Annotated in this window: 16 protein-coding genes; 9 read left to right on the forward strand and 7 right to left on the reverse strand. The window is 67.3% G+C overall.

Annotated features, from left to right (window positions below):
• Positions 1-236: 236 nt before the first annotated feature.
• The 3 genes from ppdK to BMY25_RS01235 form a co-directional block, all read right to left on the reverse strand.
• On the reverse strand, positions 237-2,927 hold the full coding sequence (gene ppdK, locus BMY25_RS01225) for a pyruvate, phosphate dikinase (RefSeq protein ID WP_092494764.1): 2,691 nt from the start codon (positions 2,925-2,927) through the stop codon (positions 237-239).
• A gap of 213 nt (positions 2,928-3,140) precedes the next feature.
• On the reverse strand, positions 3,141-3,959 hold the full coding sequence (gene fabI / locus BMY25_RS01230; protein ID WP_092494765.1) for an enoyl-ACP reductase FabI: 819 nt from the start codon (positions 3,957-3,959) through the stop codon (positions 3,141-3,143).
• 141 nt (positions 3,960-4,100) lie between these two features.
• Positions 4,101-4,832 carry an SOS response-associated peptidase gene (locus tag BMY25_RS01235; protein ID WP_092494766.1) on the reverse strand — a complete coding sequence of 244 codons (732 nt, stop codon included), beginning with the start codon at positions 4,830-4,832 and terminating at the stop codon, positions 4,101-4,103.
• Between the two features lie 57 nt (positions 4,833-4,889).
• Between BMY25_RS01235 and BMY25_RS01240 the strand changes: the two genes are divergently transcribed.
• The 4 genes from BMY25_RS01240 to BMY25_RS01255 all read left to right on the forward strand — a co-directional run bounded on the left by BMY25_RS01240 (position 4,890) and on the right by BMY25_RS01255 (position 7,213).
• A complete protein-coding gene (locus BMY25_RS01240) occupies positions 4,890-5,321 on the forward strand; it encodes an NUDIX domain-containing protein (protein WP_092494767.1) in 432 nt (143 codons plus the stop codon).
• A gap of 44 nt (positions 5,322-5,365) precedes the next feature.
• Positions 5,366-5,848 carry a TIGR02301 family protein gene (locus tag BMY25_RS01245; protein ID WP_177176646.1) on the forward strand — a complete coding sequence of 161 codons (483 nt, stop codon included), beginning with the start codon at positions 5,366-5,368 and terminating at the stop codon, positions 5,846-5,848.
• 137 nt (positions 5,849-5,985) lie between these two features.
• A complete protein-coding gene (locus BMY25_RS01250) occupies positions 5,986-6,243 on the forward strand; it encodes a hypothetical protein (RefSeq protein ID WP_238858078.1) in 258 nt (85 codons plus the stop codon).
• Between the two features lie 124 nt (positions 6,244-6,367).
• A complete protein-coding gene (locus BMY25_RS01255; protein WP_092494770.1) occupies positions 6,368-7,213 on the forward strand; it encodes a hypothetical protein in 846 nt (281 codons plus the stop codon).
• Positions 7,214-7,246: 33 nt separating this feature from the next.
• Here BMY25_RS01255 and BMY25_RS01260 read toward each other — a convergent pair whose 3' ends face one another.
• Positions 7,247-8,698 carry a flippase gene (locus BMY25_RS01260; protein WP_092494771.1) on the reverse strand — a complete coding sequence of 484 codons (1,452 nt, stop codon included), beginning with the start codon at positions 8,696-8,698 and terminating at the stop codon, positions 7,247-7,249.
• Between the two features lie 133 nt (positions 8,699-8,831).
• Here BMY25_RS01260 and ygfZ point away from each other — a divergent pair, with 133 nt between their 5' ends.
• From ygfZ to aroC, 5 genes are read left to right on the forward strand one after another with little or no spacing between them, the layout of a single operon-like run.
• Positions 8,832-9,671, forward strand: a complete 840-nt coding sequence (gene ygfZ / locus BMY25_RS01265; protein ID WP_092494772.1) for a CAF17-like 4Fe-4S cluster assembly/insertion protein YgfZ — start codon at positions 8,832-8,834, stop codon at positions 9,669-9,671.
• Between the two features lies 1 nt (position 9,672).
• On the forward strand, positions 9,673-10,287 hold the full coding sequence (locus BMY25_RS01270) for a YfbR-like 5'-deoxynucleotidase (protein WP_092494773.1): 615 nt from the start codon (positions 9,673-9,675) through the stop codon (positions 10,285-10,287).
• A gap of 29 nt (positions 10,288-10,316) precedes the next feature.
• Positions 10,317-10,835, forward strand: a complete 519-nt coding sequence (locus BMY25_RS01275; RefSeq protein ID WP_092495141.1) for a tyrosine phosphatase family protein — start codon at positions 10,317-10,319, stop codon at positions 10,833-10,835.
• A gap of 32 nt (positions 10,836-10,867) precedes the next feature.
• Positions 10,868-11,449 (forward strand): histidine phosphatase family protein, encoded by a 582-nt coding sequence (locus tag BMY25_RS01280; RefSeq protein ID WP_177176647.1) that lies wholly within the window; start codon positions 10,868-10,870, stop codon positions 11,447-11,449.
• Positions 11,450-11,503: 54 nt separating this feature from the next.
• Positions 11,504-12,607 (forward strand): chorismate synthase, encoded by a 1,104-nt coding sequence (aroC, locus tag BMY25_RS01285; RefSeq protein ID WP_092494775.1) that lies wholly within the window; start codon positions 11,504-11,506, stop codon positions 12,605-12,607.
• A 38-nt stretch (positions 12,608-12,645) separates the two neighbouring features.
• Here the strand turns inward: aroC and BMY25_RS01290 are convergent, their stop codons facing one another.
• From BMY25_RS01290 to BMY25_RS01300, 3 genes are read right to left on the reverse strand one after another with little or no spacing between them, the layout of a single operon-like run.
• Positions 12,646-13,716, reverse strand: coding sequence for a class I SAM-dependent methyltransferase (locus BMY25_RS01290; RefSeq protein ID WP_092494776.1), 1,071 nt, complete (start codon positions 13,714-13,716; stop codon positions 12,646-12,648).
• Positions 13,717-13,772: 56 nt separating this feature from the next.
• A complete protein-coding gene (locus BMY25_RS01295) occupies positions 13,773-15,002 on the reverse strand; it encodes a class I SAM-dependent RNA methyltransferase (protein ID WP_092494777.1) in 1,230 nt (409 codons plus the stop codon).
• Positions 14,995-15,735: a TlyA family RNA methyltransferase gene (locus BMY25_RS01300; RefSeq protein WP_238858079.1), complete on the reverse strand. Its 741-nt coding sequence runs from the start codon at positions 15,733-15,735 to the stop codon at positions 14,995-14,997. The genes BMY25_RS01295 and BMY25_RS01300 overlap by 8 nt, the downstream gene beginning before the upstream one ends.
• Positions 15,736-15,752 lie beyond the last annotated feature (17 nt).

Below are 15,752 nucleotides of genomic sequence, written 5' to 3' on the forward strand. Positions count from 1 at the left end.
TCTTTGCGGCTTCATTCGACCCATTACGCGGATACGCCCCTCGTGACTGGCGGACTGCAAGGCGCATGGCGAAAAGAAGGCCATGCGTTCGACAGAGGCCACTGAATCAAATCATGGTTGATAAGCGGTTAATGGTGCCCCCCAGGGCGTCGCCGCTCGCAACGAGGGTGTGTTTACCAGTGTTAATGGGGCGAGATTTGGACTGCGCGGCAACTTTGTAAAATCTTTGTAATCACTTAGCCGGCTTCTCCCACTGTCCGGGCCTCCCGCGCGGTCGCCAGGGCGGCCTGTGCCGCGGCCAGACGGGCGATGGGCACCCGGTAGGGCGAGCAGGATACGTAATCAAGCCCGATCTTCTCGCAAAACAGCACCGAGGCGGGATCGCCGCCATGCTCGCCGCAGACACCAAGCTTGATGTCCGGACGAACCTTGCGCCCCTCGTTCGCTGCGACCCGAATCAGGACACCCACCCCCTCTGCGTCGAGCGTGCGGAAGGGATCGGCCTCCAGCAGATTGAGGTCCCGATACGCTTCCAGGAAGGACGCCGCGTCGTCGCGCGAGATGCCGAAGGTCGTCTGGGTGAGGTCGTTGGTGCCGAAGGAAAAGAACTCCGCGCTTTCGGCGATCTCGTGAGCGCGCAAGGCGGCGCGCGGCAGTTCGATCATCGTGCCGACGCTATAGGCCGGGCGGGCGCCGCGCTCCACGGCGATGGCGTCCGCCGCCTGGTCGATCAGCTTCCGCACGCGGTCAAGCTCGGTTTTCATCGCGACCAGCGGCACCATGATCTCCGGCGCGATCGGCTCGCCTGTCTCCGCCGAGACGTCGGCCGCCGCCTCCAGGATCGCGCGCGCCTGCATGGTGGGGATCTCGGGATAGGTGATGAGCAGGCGGCACCCGCGATGGCCGAGCATCGGATTGCTCTCCGTCAGCGCGATGACGCGCCCGCGAAGCGCCGCTTCCGTCACGCCCATGCTGGCGGCAACCTCGGCGATCTCCGCGTCCGTATGCGGCAGGAACTCGTGCAGCGGCGGATCGAGCAGCCGGATCGTGACGGGCAGGCCGCGCATGATCCGGAAGAGATCGGCGAAGTCCTTGCGCTGCATCGGGAGGAGCCGCGACAGCGCGGCGCTGCGTCCTTCCGTCGAGTCCGCCAGGATCATCTCGCGGACGGACAGGATGCGGTCGCCCTCGAAGAACATGTGTTCCGTCCGGCAGAGGCCGATGCCCTCCGCGCCGAATTCGCGAGCGGTGCGCGCATCGCCCGCCGTCTCGGCGTTGGCGCGGATACGGAGACGGCGCACGTCGTCCGCCCAGCCCATGAGCTCGCCGAAATCGCCGCTGAGCGCCGGCTGGATCATCTCGACATAGCCGGCCATGATCTCGCCGGTGCCGCCGTCGATGGTGACCGGGTCGCCGGCATGGAAGACCCGGCCGCCGACAGTCATGGTGCCGGATCTGACGTCGATCCGCATCGCGCCGGCGCCGCAGACGCAGGGCTTGCCCATGCCGCGCGCGACCACGGCCGCATGGCTGGTCATGCCGCCGCGCGAGGTGACGACGCCGCGCGCCGCCACCATGCCCTGGATGTCCTCCGGGCTCGTTTCGGCGCGAACCAGGATCGTGCTCCGCCCGGCGGCGGACAGCCGCTCCGCTTCGGCCGAGGTGAAGACGATCTCGCCCGCCGCGGCGCCGGGGGAGGCGGGCAGGCCGCGCGTGATGACGTCGCGATGGGCGTCGGGATCCAGCGTCGGGTGGAGAAGCTGGTCGAGAGATGCGGGCTCGACCCGGTCGATCGCCTCTTCTCGGCTGATCAGCCCTTCCGCCGCCATGTCCACGGCGATCTTCAGCGCCGCCCGTGCGGTTCGCTTGCCCGAGCGGGTCTGCAGCATCCAGAGTTTCCCATTCTCGATGGTGAACTCCATGTCCTGCATGTCGCGATAATGCGCTTCCAGCCGCCGCGCGACATCGAGGAAGCCCGCGAAAGCCTCCGGCATCAGCGCTTCCAGCGAGGGGCCGGGCGAGGCGGCGGCGATCCGTGCCTGCTCGGTCAGCTCCTGCGGCGTGCGGATACCCGACACGACATCCTCGCCCTGCGCGTTGACCAGGAACTCGCCATAGAGCTCCCGTTCGCCGGTAGAGGGATTGCGGGTGAAGGCGACACCGGTGGCCGAGGTCGCGCCCATGTTGCCGAAGACCATGGCCTGCACGGTGACGGCCGTGCCCCATTCCTGCGGAATGTCATGCAGCCTGCGGTAGGTCACGGCGCGCGAATTCATCCAGGAGCCGAAGACCGCGCCGATCGCGCCGCGCAGTTGCTCCACCGGATCCTGCGGGAAAGGCGCGCCCAGCGTTTCCTCGATCATTTCCTTGTAGCGGGCGACGACCTGCTGCCAGTCCTCCGCCGCCATGTCGGTATCCTGCTCCAGCCCGCGACGCTCGCGCTCGATCTCCAGGATCGCCTCGAACTCGCCGTGGTCGACGCCAAGCACCACGTCGCCATACATCTGGATGAAGCGGCGGTAGGAATCCCACGCGAAACGCGCGTCCGCCATCTCTGCGATGCTGTGGACGGTTTCGTCGTTCAACCCGAGGTTCAGAACCGTATCCATCATGCCCGGCATGGAGGCGCGGGCGCCGGAGCGGACGGAAACGAGGAGGGGTGCCGCGGGATCGCCGAAACGGCGGCCGGCTATGCGGCCGACTTCTTCGAGTGCGGCGGCGATCTGGCCGCGGAGATCGTCGGGATAGGCGCGCTCGTGGGCATAGAACCAGGTGCAGACTTCGGTGCTGATCGTGAAGCCCGGGGGCACCGGCAGGCCGAGGCTCGCCATTTCCGCCAGGTTCGCGCCCTTGCCGCCCAGGAGATCGCGCATCGCGGCGGAGCCCTCCGCCGCGCCGTCACCGAACGTATAGACCCACTTCCCCACGGCACTCTCCCGGTCTCCGCACGGCGGGGAGATGCCCAGCCGCGAGACTTACCTCGTTGTGCAATGCACAATGCGGTAAGCCGACGAAATGTTCCGGGAAGAGTCTACAGCGTGAAAGTCACCCGGCAAGACTTAAGCCGCCGGGCCGATTTATTCGTCTTCTGAACAAATTAACCTTCGCCGGAGAAGTAGATCCTCCGGCGAAGCGGTAGATCAGTCCTTGACGACGGAGATATCCGGCGCGTCGACGGCCTTCATGCCGACGACGTGGTAGCCCGCATCCACATGGTGGATCTCGCCGGTGACGCCCTTGCCCATGTCGGACAGGAGATAAAGCGCGGACTGGCCGACATCCTCGATGGAAACCGTGCGGCGCAGCGGCGCGTTGTACTCGTTCCACTTCAGGATGTAGCGGAAATCGCCGATGCCGGAGGCGGCCAGCGTCTTGATCGGGCCGGCGGAGATGGCGTTGACGCGGATCGCGGAGGGGCCGAGATCCACCGCCAGGTACTTCACGCTCGCCTCGAGCGCGGCCTTGGCGACGCCCATGACGTTGTAGTGCGGCATCACCTTTTCCGCGCCGTAATAGGTGAGCGTCAGGATGGAGCCGCCCTCCTTCATCAGCGGCTCGGCGCGGCGGGCGAGCGCCGTCAGCGAATAGCAGGAAATCTGCATCGACTTGGTGAAGTTGGCTTCGCTGGTGTCGATGTAGCGGCCGGTCAGTTCGTCCTTGTCGGAAAAGGCGATGGCGTGGACCAGGAAGTCCAGCTTGCCCCAATGCTTCTCCACTTCGGCGAAGACGGCGTCCATCGAGGCGGCGTCGGTGACGTCGCAATGGCCGACGACCAGTGCGTCGAGTTCGGCCGCCAGCGGCTCCACCCGCTTCTTGAGCGCATCGCCCTGATAGGTCAGCGCCAGTTCCGCGCCGGCGTCACGCGCTGCCTTCGCGATTCCCCAGGCAATCGACCGGTTGTTGGCAATACCCATCACCAGACCGCGTTTGCCGCGCATGATCCCGCTTCCGGCGTTCATCCAAAAAACCTTATCTTACGTCACCCGGCGGAGTCCGGAGCCTTCGGCCGGTAATGACATGAGAGGGGCGGCCCATCAAGCCGCTCGGCCACAAGCAGGACGCGATCGGTGCAACTCATCCGAAAGCGTTGCATAAAATTGCTAGAAAAAGCTCTGCTGGACCGGTTCGCGAGACGCGGGGGCGATTTTCGGCTCCTCGCGCGTCCACAGATCGGGCCCCTCATTGACGGCCGCGTTGACGCGAGCGGAGACGGGAACGCAGGAAAGCGCGTCGTCCGGAGCGGGCCGGAGCAGGCGAAGCGCCGCGTCGGTGTCCAGTTCGGAGGAAAGCCAGGCGTCGAAATCCTCCGGCGCGATGATCACCGGCATGCGGTGATGGATGCCGCTAAGCGCGGCATTGGCGTCCGTCGTGACGATGGCGGCCGTGTCGATCTCGCTGCCGTCCGCCCCGCACCAGGTTTCCCAGATCCCGGCAAAGGCGACGAGTTCCTCGTCGTCGCGGCGGATCCAGAACGGCTGCTTCTGCGAGGCGCCGGCCTTGATCCCGAGCGCCTGCCATTCGTAGAAGCCGGAGGCGGGCACCAGACAACGGCGGCGACGGATGGCGTTGCGAAAGGCGGGTTTTTCGGTGATCCCGTCGGCGCGGGCGTTGAAGAGCACCCGCATCTCGTCCGGCTGCTTGCTCCAGGCGGGGATCAGGCCCCAGCGCACCGGCATCAGCCTGCGCCGGCGCTCCCAGAGCGCGACGATCGAAATCGGCTGCGTCGGCGCGATGTTGTAGCGCGGCGGGACGAGCCGTTCGTCGAAGGGCTCCACGGCAAAGATGCGGCGAAGCGCTTCCATGTTGGTGACCAGCGCGTATCGTCCGCACATAATCGCTTTCCGGAACAGGTTTCGCACACGAGATGGGCAACGCGCCTGGAATGCAAGATGCCTCAGAATGACGCAGGCCGGCTCGTGGGCGCCAGCCTCATCCTGCTTTCGAGCCAGGCCGTCCTGATGGTCCGGCGCGGCAAGCCGCCCTTCGATGAACTCTGGAGCTTTCCCGGCGGTCATGTGGAGGCGGGCGAAAGCGCGGAAGCGGCGTCGCGGCGTGAGCTTCGGGAAGAGACGGGGCTCGTCGCCGGCGACATCGTTCCGATCGGGCGTTTCCAGCCACTGCCCGAGCGCTCGGCCCTGTGGCTCGACGTCTTTGCCGGCGCGCTGCCGGCGGGGGAGGCGGTCGCTGCCGACGATGCGCGCGAGGTGGCGCTGGTGCCATTCGGCCTCGTCGGGGGGCTCAGGACCACGCCGGGCGCGACCGGCTGGATCGCGCGCGCGATCCAGGCCCTGTGCCCCGGCTTGCCGGGCGGGGGGCCATGAAGTTCCTCTTGCGGGCAGGTGCCGTCCCGGCGCAGAGATCCGCCATGCTCATGCCAAGCGCGCTCCGGCTCCCGACCAAGATTCTGGCCTCTCTTCTGGCCGGCTGGCTTGCCGTCGGAGTTCCGGCGGTGGCCATCGCGGCCGGCAGCGGCAAGGGAAGTTCGGGAAAGCCGGCGGCTCCGGCCACGCCCGCTCCGCCGCCCCCACCCCCTGCGGAGCCGCCGCCGCCGGCCTACGAGAAATCTCTGCTCCGCCTTTCCGAGATCCTGGGCGCGCTGCACTTCCTCGGCGGCATCTGCAAGGTCGACGAACCCGTAAGCTGGCGCGACCGGATGCAGGCGCTCCTGGATGGCGAGAAGCCACAGGCGGCCGAGCGCGCGCGGCTGATCTCCAGCTTCAATTATGGCTTCGAGACCTACAACGCCGTCTATCGCACCTGTACGCCTTCGGCCGAACGGGCCATGGAACTCTACCTGGCGGAGGGGCAGAAACTCTCCACCGAGCTCCGCTCGCGCTACGCCCAATAGAGAGCCGTCGGAGCCCAACAGGCGCCGGCGTCACCGCAAGGAAGCGCGGGAAGCCGATTAACTATCGGTTCATTATCCTGTAAGGTGCCCTGGCACGCATGATAACCCCGGCGCGGGGCGCAACACGGGAACGATTCGTGACGGAACAGGCCGAACACATCGAGGAAGAGGAGCTCGGCTCCCAGAAGCGGGAAGTCTATGCCCGCTTCGCCGAAGTCTGGCGCGACGCCATCGAGGATGGCATCGATCCCGAGCTTTTGGCCCATGTCGCGCTGTTTGCCGCGTTCAACGATCTGATCGACATGTACGGCGAGGCCGCCGTGGTGCAGTTCGCCGCGCGCCTGCCGGAGCGGATCTCCTGCGGCGAGTTCACGACCCCAACGGTCCTGAACTAAGGCCCGGATTCGTAGGCCAGTATCGAAGGGCCGGAGCCGAAGGCCACAATCGAAGGCCGGCATCTTGGCCGGGCGGGGCCGAAGCCGGTCGGCGCTTAATTATTCCAGCGATCGAGGAAGTCCGATGTTGTCCAAGCCGGTTGTCGCGGCGCTTGCCCTGCTTTTCCTCGGTTCCTCCCCGCTGGTCGGTGTGGCTTCCGCCGCCGCGGTCGCGGGAACCGTTCTGGCGCAGACCGCTCCGGCGGCCGACAGCGTGACCGGTTCCGGCAATGCCAATCCGCAGGCCGATGACGACAACGGCGACGAAGGCCCCGACGAGGGCAAGGACAGCGCGACCCCGCCGGCCAAGCCGACGCCGACGCAGCCGGCTCCCGCTCTGTCATCCGGCAATGCCGCCACGCCTGACGGCTCGGGCAAGGCTGCGGCCACGCCACCCGTCGCTCCGGCCGCTCCTTCCGCGACCACGCCCGACCAGGCCGATGGAACGGACGCCGGCAAGGCCGCCCCGCCGCCGATCCTGCGCGCGCAGACCGACATGCCCGATCCCGTGCGCAAGACGTGGCAGGAACTCGTGGAGGCCGCGCAGTCTGGCGATATCGAGAAGCTGCGTCCGCTGATGCAGAAGCAGTCGGAGCCGCCGGCCGTGTCCTTCGACGAGGTGGGCGATCCCATCGAGTACCTCAAGAGCCTGTCGGGCGATCCGCAGGGCCGCGAGATCCTGGCGATCATGCTGGGCATCCTGCGCAGCGGCTTCGTCCATGTGGATGCCGGCCTGCCGCAGGATGTGTTCGTCTGGCCGTACTTCTCGCACTATCCGCTGGACAAGCTGACGCCGCCGCAGATGGTGGAGCTCTTCACCATCCTGACCTCGTCCGACTATGACGAGATGAAGTCCTACGGCAACTACACCTTCTTTCGCGTCGGCATCAGCCCCGACGGGACGTGGCGCTTCTTTCTCGCCGGCGACTGAGGAGCGGCTTCGCCCGCCTCCCGACGGACGGTCCTAATCAGCCGGCCGTTCTTCCGCGAAGCCGTCGCCCGATGGCTTGGCGAAGCGGCGGCGGAGCGCGGAAAGGGAAGGGCGGGAGGAAAAGATCGACGTTTCGACCCCGACCAGCCGGCGCACCGCGAAGGTCAGCCACACCGCGCGGATGGCGATAGCCAGCGACGTCGCGAGCGCCGAGCCTTCGATGCCGAAAGGGATGACGAGGGCGAAGTTCAGCGCGAGGTTCAGCACCACCGCGCCCACCGCCGTCCAGGCGGAAAAGCGGCCGTGTCCGGTCATGTTGAGGAGATCCTCGGCCGGCCCCGCCGCCACGCGGGCGATCATGCCGAGCGCCAGGATCGCCAGCGCGGGATAGCCGGGCGTGAACTCCCGGCCGAACATGGCGAGCAGCCAGTGGCCGCCCAGCGCCAGGATGCCGGTCACCACGAAGGCCAGCGCGAAGGTGAAGAAGCTCACCTCGCGCACGATGCGTTGCAGGCCCTCCCGGTCGCCGCGCGCATGCAGGGCGGAAAAGACGTGGGCCGTGCCGATCGTCGCGGCATAGGGGATGAGCTGCGTCACCTGCATGATGCGGGTCGCCGCGAAATAGACCGCGATCTCCGCCGGGCTGACGAAGAAGGACAGCACGATCACGTCGGAAAAGGTGAAGAGCTGCGAGGCTCCGTACATCACCGAGAAGGGGATGGAGCCGCCGATCCAGGAGCGGACCCGGAACTCGCGGGGGCCCACGGGCACCGTCCGCCTCACCCGGCCGGTGATCGCGAAGGTCTGGTAGACCGAGGAGATCACCAGTGTGCCGAGCAGGCAGAAGAGCGCGTTCACGGACGTCGGCGCGAAGCCGGTCCAGACCACGGCGATCATGCCCAGCATGAGCAGCAGGTGGCGCAGGATATAGGTCGGGAAGAGCGCCGGAACGGTCCAGAAATAGCTGCGTCCGACACCCTCGAAGAAGCCCTGCAAACAGCCGAAGGGGAGGGCCAGCGCCATGATGGTCATGGGCGCGAAATAAACCCCGTCGATCCAGGGATGACCGACCAGGAGCCCGATCTCGATCAGCGCCGCCGAACCGATCGAAGCCGCCAGCACGATCAGCGGTCCCGCACGCAGGAAGCCGCGCAGATGGTTCATCTCGCCGTGCTCGCGCATTTGCGGGATGTAGCGCACCGGCGAATCGGAGAAGCCAAGCGTGGAGAGCGACGCGAAGACCAGGAACCAGGCCCAGATATAGGCGAAGATGCCATATTCGTAGCTGCCCATCAGCCGGGCGAGCACGAGCTGGGCGATATAGGCGAGCGCGGCGTTGCTCAGGCGGATGCCGAAGGCGAGCGCGGAGGATCGACGCGCCACCGCGCGCTCGTCCGTCTGCGACAGGAAGGCCCGGGCCTGCGCGAAACCGCGTCGCAGCCGGCTGGGTCGGTGTCCGGCGGGATGACCGGGGGAAGCGCTCAACAGGAACTCCGCGCGGTCATTCCGCTCACCCGTGCATAGACCTTTGGACTTAAGATCGCGTAATCACATCTCAGGGGCATCCGCACGGTTCCGTGTGGCCCATGCCTCCGTTTCAGACCGAGAGATTCCACTCATGCCCGTGGCCCAACTCGACGATCGTGCCGTGATCCTCATCAGCGGAGAGGATGCCCACGCCTTTCTCCAGAACATCCTGACGCAGGACATGGACGATGCGGATCAGCGCGGCGCCGCCTATGGCGCGCTGCTCTCGCCGCAGGGCAAGATCCTGTTCGACTTCGTCGCCCACAAGCACCAGAGGGGCTATGCGCTGGACTGCCGGGCGGACGTGGCGGAAGCGCTGGCGAAGCGGCTCGGCATGTATCGGCTCCGCGCCAAGGTGGAAATCGCCGCCGCGCCCGATCTGGCCGTCTTCACCGCCTGGGACGGGGATGAGGCCGGGCGGCCGGCCGATCCCCGGCTGGAAGCGCTGGGCGCTCGCTGGATCGCGCCTGTGGGCTCGGTCGAGGCCAACGCCGGCGCCGACGACTATCATGAGCACCGCGTCGCGCTGACCATTCCCGAAGGCGGCCTGGATTTCGAGTTCGGCGACACCTTCCCCCACGACGCGGCGATGGATTCGCTGGATGGCGTGGCCTTCGACAAGGGCTGCTATATCGGCCAGGAAGTCGTGAGCCGCATGCGCCATCGCGGAACGGCGCGCCGCCGCATCGTCAGCATCCATGCCAACTGGCCATTGCCCGAAGCCGGGGCGGAGATCGTCGCCGGCGAGCGGCCGCTTGGCCGGCTGGGTTCGTCCAGCGAGGGCAAGGGGATCGGCCTCGTGCGCCTCGACCGGCTTCGCGACGCGCTGGAGGCGGGGCTTCCCGTCCGCATCGGCCCGGAAGAGGTCACCGTCGCGCTGCCGCCATGGGCGACCTACGTGTTTCCGCCGTCCGACGCTTCGGAAAGCTGAGATGTCGGACCGTCGCGGCGCGCCGCCGCGCGCCTGGCAGCGCATGCTTTCCGGCCGGCGGCTGGATCTTCTCGATCCCTCGCCCTTCGACATCGAGATCGCCGATATCGCGCACGGTCTTGCCCGCGTCGCCCGCTGGAACGGGCAGACCTCGGGCGACCACGCCTTCTCCGTCGCGCAGCATTCGCTGGTGGTGGAGCGCATCCTGTCGCTCCGCGATCCCACCGCGAGCCGGATGGCGAAGCTCGCCGCCATGCTGCATGACGCGCCGGAATACGTCATCGGCGACATGATCTCGCCCTTCAAGGCGGTGCTGGGCGAGGACTACAAGGCGGTGGAGCGGCGGCTGCTGGCCGCGATTCATATCCGCTACGGCCTGCCGACGCAGATTTCGGCGGAGCTGACCAGGCGGATCAAGAAGGCCGACCGGATTTCCGCTTATTGGGAAGCGGTGCGGCTCGCCGGCTTCGCCAGCACGGAGGCCGTTCGCCTCTTCGGCAATCCGGATGGGGTGGGGGAGGCGGAAATCGGCGATCTTCTGGATCCCTGGCCTGCGAAATCCGCCGAATCGCTCTATCTGGACCGGTTCGCCGCGCTGGTTGCCGCAGAGCCATGACCGATCCGGCGGGACGCGAGGAGTTTCCGATGAGCGCCATCTATGTCTGCCCGCTCGGCCGCGTCGCCGATCTCGTGAAGGAGACCGGCGCCAGTCACATCGTGACGCTGATCAACCGGGAAACCCTGAAGGACGTGCCGCGCGCGGTGCCGAAGGAGAATCATCTCCTGCTTGGCTTCAACGACATCGTGGAAGCGATGGACGGCATGATCCTGCCGGCGGAAGAGCATGTGCGGGAGCTCCTGGACTTCATCGAACGCTGGGACCGCAAGGCGCCGGTCGTGATTCATTGCTGGGCGGGCATCAGCAGGTCTACCGCCAGCGCCTATATCGCCTATTGCGCGCTCCGGCCGGATCTCGACGAGCGGGTGGTCGCGGCGCGGCTGCGCCAGCGCTCGCCGCAGGCGACACCCAACGCCCTGCTGGTGGCCCATGCCGACCGGTTGCTCGGCCGCGACGGCCGGATGATCGCCGCCATCGAAAGCATCGGGCGCGGCGCCTCCGCCTTCGAAGGCACGGTGTTTTCCCTCGCCCTCGACGAAGCCTGATTTTCCAACAGAACGATTGCCGGAGACCTCCCTTGAAGCACCTGCCGCTGATCTTTGTTCGCCATGGCGAGACCGAATGGAACCGGGGCGGCAAGCTGCAGGGCCATCGCGACATTCCGCTGAACGCCATGGGCCGGCGGCAGGCGGCGCGGAACGGCCGCGCTCTGGCCTCGCTCATCGGCCAGCGGGACTGGGATTTCTGGGCCTCGCCGCTGGACCGGGCGTCGGAGACCATGCGGATCGCGCTTCGCGAAGCCGGACGGCCGGACCAGGCGTTCCGCACCGACGATCGCCTGCGCGAGATCACCTATGGCGAGTGGGAAGGCATGACGCTTCCCCATCTCTTCGAGCATGAGCCGGAGCGGATGAAGCGCCGCGACCAGGAGAAGTGGCTCTTCCAGCATCCCGGGGGCGAAAGCTATTCCATGCTCTCCGACCGCGTCGCCGCGTGGCTTTCCGAGCTCCACGGCCCGACGATCGTGGCTGCCCATGGCGGCATCATGCGCGTGCTGCTGCACCTGATCGGCGGCATGTCGACGGATGCCGTGCCCTTCCTTTACGCGCCGCAGGACCGCATCCTTGTCTTCACCGCGCGGCAGGTCGCTACGATCTAGGTTTGACCGCGCCGGAATGGCTGCCTAGAAGACGGCAGTTTTCCGGCGGTCTCCATGTCTCACAACAGCTTCGGCCATCTCTTCCGCGTCACCACCTGGGGCGAAAGCCACGGGCCTTCGATCGGCTGCGTGGTCGATGGCTGCCCGCCCGGAATTTCGCTGACGGAAGCGGAAATCCAGGTGGAGCTCGACCGCCGCCGTCCCGGCCAGTCGCGCTTCACCACGCAGCGGCAGGAGCCGGACCAGGTCCGCATCCTGTCCGGCGTCTTCGAGGATGACAAGACCGGCGGCCCGGTGACGACCGGCACCTCCATCTCGCTGCTTATCGAGAATGTCGATCAGCGCTCCAAGGACTACTCCGACATTCGCGAGCGCTACCGGCCGGGACACGCGGACTACACCTACGACGCCAAATACGGGGTGCGGGACTATCGCGGCGGCGGGCGTTCCTCGGCGCGCGAAACGGCGATGCGCGTAGCGGCCGGTGCGATCGCCCGCAAGATCCTGAAGGGCGTCACGGTCCGGGGCGCACTGGTGCGCATCGGCGAGCACGAGATCGACCGTAATCGCTGGAGCTGGGATGAAGTGGGCAACAATCCGTTCTTCTGCCCGGACGCGGTCATGGCGGAGCGCTGGGCCGATTACCTCGACGGAATCCGCAAGGCGGGCTCTTCGGTCGGAGCCGTGGTGGAGGTGATCGCCGAAGGCGTGCCGGTGGGCCTCGGCGAGCCGATCTACGGCAAGCTCGACGCGGACATCGCCGCCGCGATGATGTCGATCAACGCGGTCAAGGGCGTGGAGATCGGCAACGGTTTCGAGGCCGGGAGCATTCGCGGCGAGGACAATGCCGACGAGATGCGGATGGGCAATGACGGCAAGCCGCTCTTCCTTTCCAACCATGCCGGGGGCGTGCTGGGTGGCATCTCCACCGGCCAGCCGGTCGTGGCGCGCTTCGCGGTGAAGCCGACCTCATCCATGCTGACGTCGATGCGCAGCGTGACCCGGAGCGGCGACGACGTGGACGTCATGACCAAGGGCCGCCACGATCCCTGCGTCGGCATTCGCGCCGTGCCGGTGGGCGAGGCCATGCTCGCCATCGTGCTGGCCGACCATTACCTCCGCAATCGCGGCCAGACCGGCGCCGACGCGCTCGCCTGATCGAGGCCCTCGGCTCGGGCCGAGGGCGCCTGTGGGACTCAGCCCGCTCGACGGAACGTCACGACTTTCGAGAAGAAGGCGTTGGTCGAGCTTTCCAGCGTGAAACCGGCCTCGCCGAAGATCGCTTCCAGATCTTCGCCGAGATAGCTCGTGTAATAGGGCTCGTGGAACAGCTGGGGGAAGAGCTCCAGCAGCCCGTCATAAGCGGGATTGTCGCCGGTCTGCAGCGATTCCACGAAGACGAAGAGACCGCCCGGCCGGATGACGCGGCCGATCTCGCGGGCCACCTCGCGCCGCACCTTGGGCGGCAGCTCGTGGAAGAGATAGATGCAACTCGCCATGTCGAGGCTGGCATCGGCAAGCGGCAGGGACTCCGCCTTGGCGACCACGCCGTGGGCGCGCGGCGCCCGGCCGACCCGCCGCCCGGCTTCCTGCACGTAGGGCTCCGACAAGTCGATGGCCAGCGAGGGCAGGCGGGGAAAGGCGCGACGCACCTGCGCCATGAACGAACCCGTGCCGCAGGCGATGTCGGCAAAGGCCATTTTCCGCTGGTCGCGGCCCCGAATGGCTTCCGCCAGCGGCACCAGCGCCTGCCGGCGCATGGCGTTGGCGGCGCCGTTGAACAGCACCTCCACCTGGGTGTCGTAGATCTCCGCCGATTCCTCCGTCATCCAGCCGCCGCTCTGGAAGTGGAAGTTCTGGAGATAATAGCGGGGCCGGTTGCCCGGCGCCTCTTCGTGCACCTCCTGATGCGCCCCGGTGCGGCGTCGGCGCGCCACTTCCGGCACGTCGCGGAAAAAGGCGCGGCTGCGGGCAAGAAGACCGGCGAGGCCGCCTTCCTCGTCCTGCGGCATGGGATAGAGCCCCGCCTCGACATTGGCGAGGTCGCGCTTCATCAGCGCCGCGACGTCGCGAAGCAGGCGCTGGAGGTTGGGCACGGGCGTTGTGGGCGGCCGGATCTTCGGCCGCTGGTCCGGCGCCTCCTTGTCGATCCGCCGGACCATGCGCCGCATCGCGACGCCCTGTCCCGCATACCACGCGACCCGGCTTCCCTGTCGGGCGGCGAAGGAAAGGCGCGTCGCCCAGCGCTCGAAATTCGTATCGGCCATCGGATCTACGTTGGTCCCCTACCCGCGCCTTTCAAGGCCGGCAACGGTCGCGCGCTTCAATTCCGCAAGAAGAGGCCGATGACCTCCGTCTCGGCGGAATAGACGAACTGATCGATCGGCACCACGCGCTCCAGCCGGTAGCCGCCGTCGATCAGCACGCGTGCATCGCGGGCGAAGGAGGCGGGATTGCAGGAGACCGCCGCGATGCGGGGCAGCTTGGAGCCGGCAAGCACCGCCGCCTGCTCCCTGGCGCCGACGCGCGGCGGGTCGAAGACGGCCCCGTCGAAGCCCTTCAGCTCCTTCACCTGCACGGGAAATTCGAAGAGGTCGCGCCGCTCCGTCTCGATCGCCTTCAGCCCCTGGGCACGGCGGATCGCGTCGCCAAGGGCCGCGAGCGCCACGGGGCTGCTTTCCACCGCGCGAACGGCGGCGGTGCGGGCGAGCGCCAGCGAGAAGGTGCCGAACCCGGCAAAGAGATCCGCGACCCGCTTGGAACCGGCAAGGTGCGGCAGCATCAGGTCGATCATGACCGCTTCGGCTTCCGCCGAGGCCTGGATAAAGGCGCCGGGCGGGGTCACCATCGGCGTGCCGGCAATCATCAGCATCGGCTCGGCGAAGGTGGCGATCATCTCGCCATTCACCGTGAGCCGGGCAAAGTCCGCCGCCTGCGTCGCCTGCAACAGCGTGCTCACCAGCCTGGACGGCACCTTCGGAGCCTCGGTCACGGAAACGTCGAGGCCGTTATCGGTGGCCAGCACGTTGATCCGCGCCGGTTTGCGCCCGAGCCCGAGCTTGCCGACAAGCGTGCGCAGATCCCCGAGCTTCGCCTGGATGGCGGGAACCGCGACCGGGCACTCCTCGACGTTGAAGATCTCGTTGGAGAGGCGACGGTGATAGCCCATCACCAGCTTGCCCTCGACCTGCGCGACCGTCAGCACCACGCGGCGGCGGCTGTCGACGCGCACCCCGATCGTGGGGGCCGCCTCGACCTCGATCTTCTGCTGATCCAGCGAATCCTGCACGAAGCTGCGCTTCAGGTCGCGCGTCTGCTCCAGCGGCATCATCTGCAGCGCGCAATTTCCGCAAATGCCGAAATGCTTGCAGATCGGGGCGACGCGGTCGGGGCTCGGCTCGACGATATCGAGGATCCTGGCGCGGTCGCCCTTCACCTCCGCCGAGATACGCTCGCCCGGCAGCGAGAAAGGCACATAGACCGGCCCACGCGCGCCCTGCGCAATGCCGTCGCCACGGTGGCCGATAGTCTCGACCGTCAGGATCTCAGGCATTTACCGCTCCAAGCAGGTATTCGTTGTTTCCGTCGCCGCCGCTGATCGGGGAGGGCGCGGTGCCGACGACGCGCCAACCCTGCTCTTCGCCGATCCAGCGCGCCATTTCCGCCAGAGCGGCTTCGCCGGCGGCGGGGTCGCGGACGATGCCACCCTTGCCGACGCCGTCGCGACCGACCTCGAACTGCGGCTTCACGAGTAGCACGGCCCAGGCGCCGGGCTTGGCCATCGCCAGGGCCGGAGGCAGCACGAGCTTCAGCGAAATGAAGCTGACGTCCGACACGAGCGCCTGCACCGGATGATCTTCGAGATCCTCCGCTACGAGGGCGCGGGCATTGATGCCGTCCTTGACGAGAACCCTCGGATCGCCGGCGATCAGCGGATGCATCTGGTCGTGCCCCACATCCACGGCCACCACGGACTGGGCGCCCCGCTCCAGCAGCACCTGCGTGAAGCCGCCGGTGGAGGCTCCCAGGTCGAGCATGGAAAGCCCCTCGGGCGAGAAGCCGAAAGTATCGAGCCCGGCGACGAGCTTCAGCGCGGCGCGCGAAACATAATGCTGCCCGGGATCGTCTACCGTGAGGGCCGCATCGGCGCCGACGCGCTGGCTCGGACGCGAAACGGTCGCGCCATCCACCCGCACCGTCTCGCGCAGGATCATGTCGCGTGCCCGCGAGCGGCTGGGCGCCAGTCCCCCGGCGACCAATGCCTCGTCCAGTCTAAGCTTTTCCAATCGGTATCCCCGTCCGC

Origin of the sequence: Faunimonas pinastri, from assembly GCF_900110915.1 — a bacterium.
Taxonomy (GTDB): domain Bacteria; phylum Pseudomonadota; class Alphaproteobacteria; order Rhizobiales; family Afifellaceae; genus Faunimonas; species Faunimonas pinastri.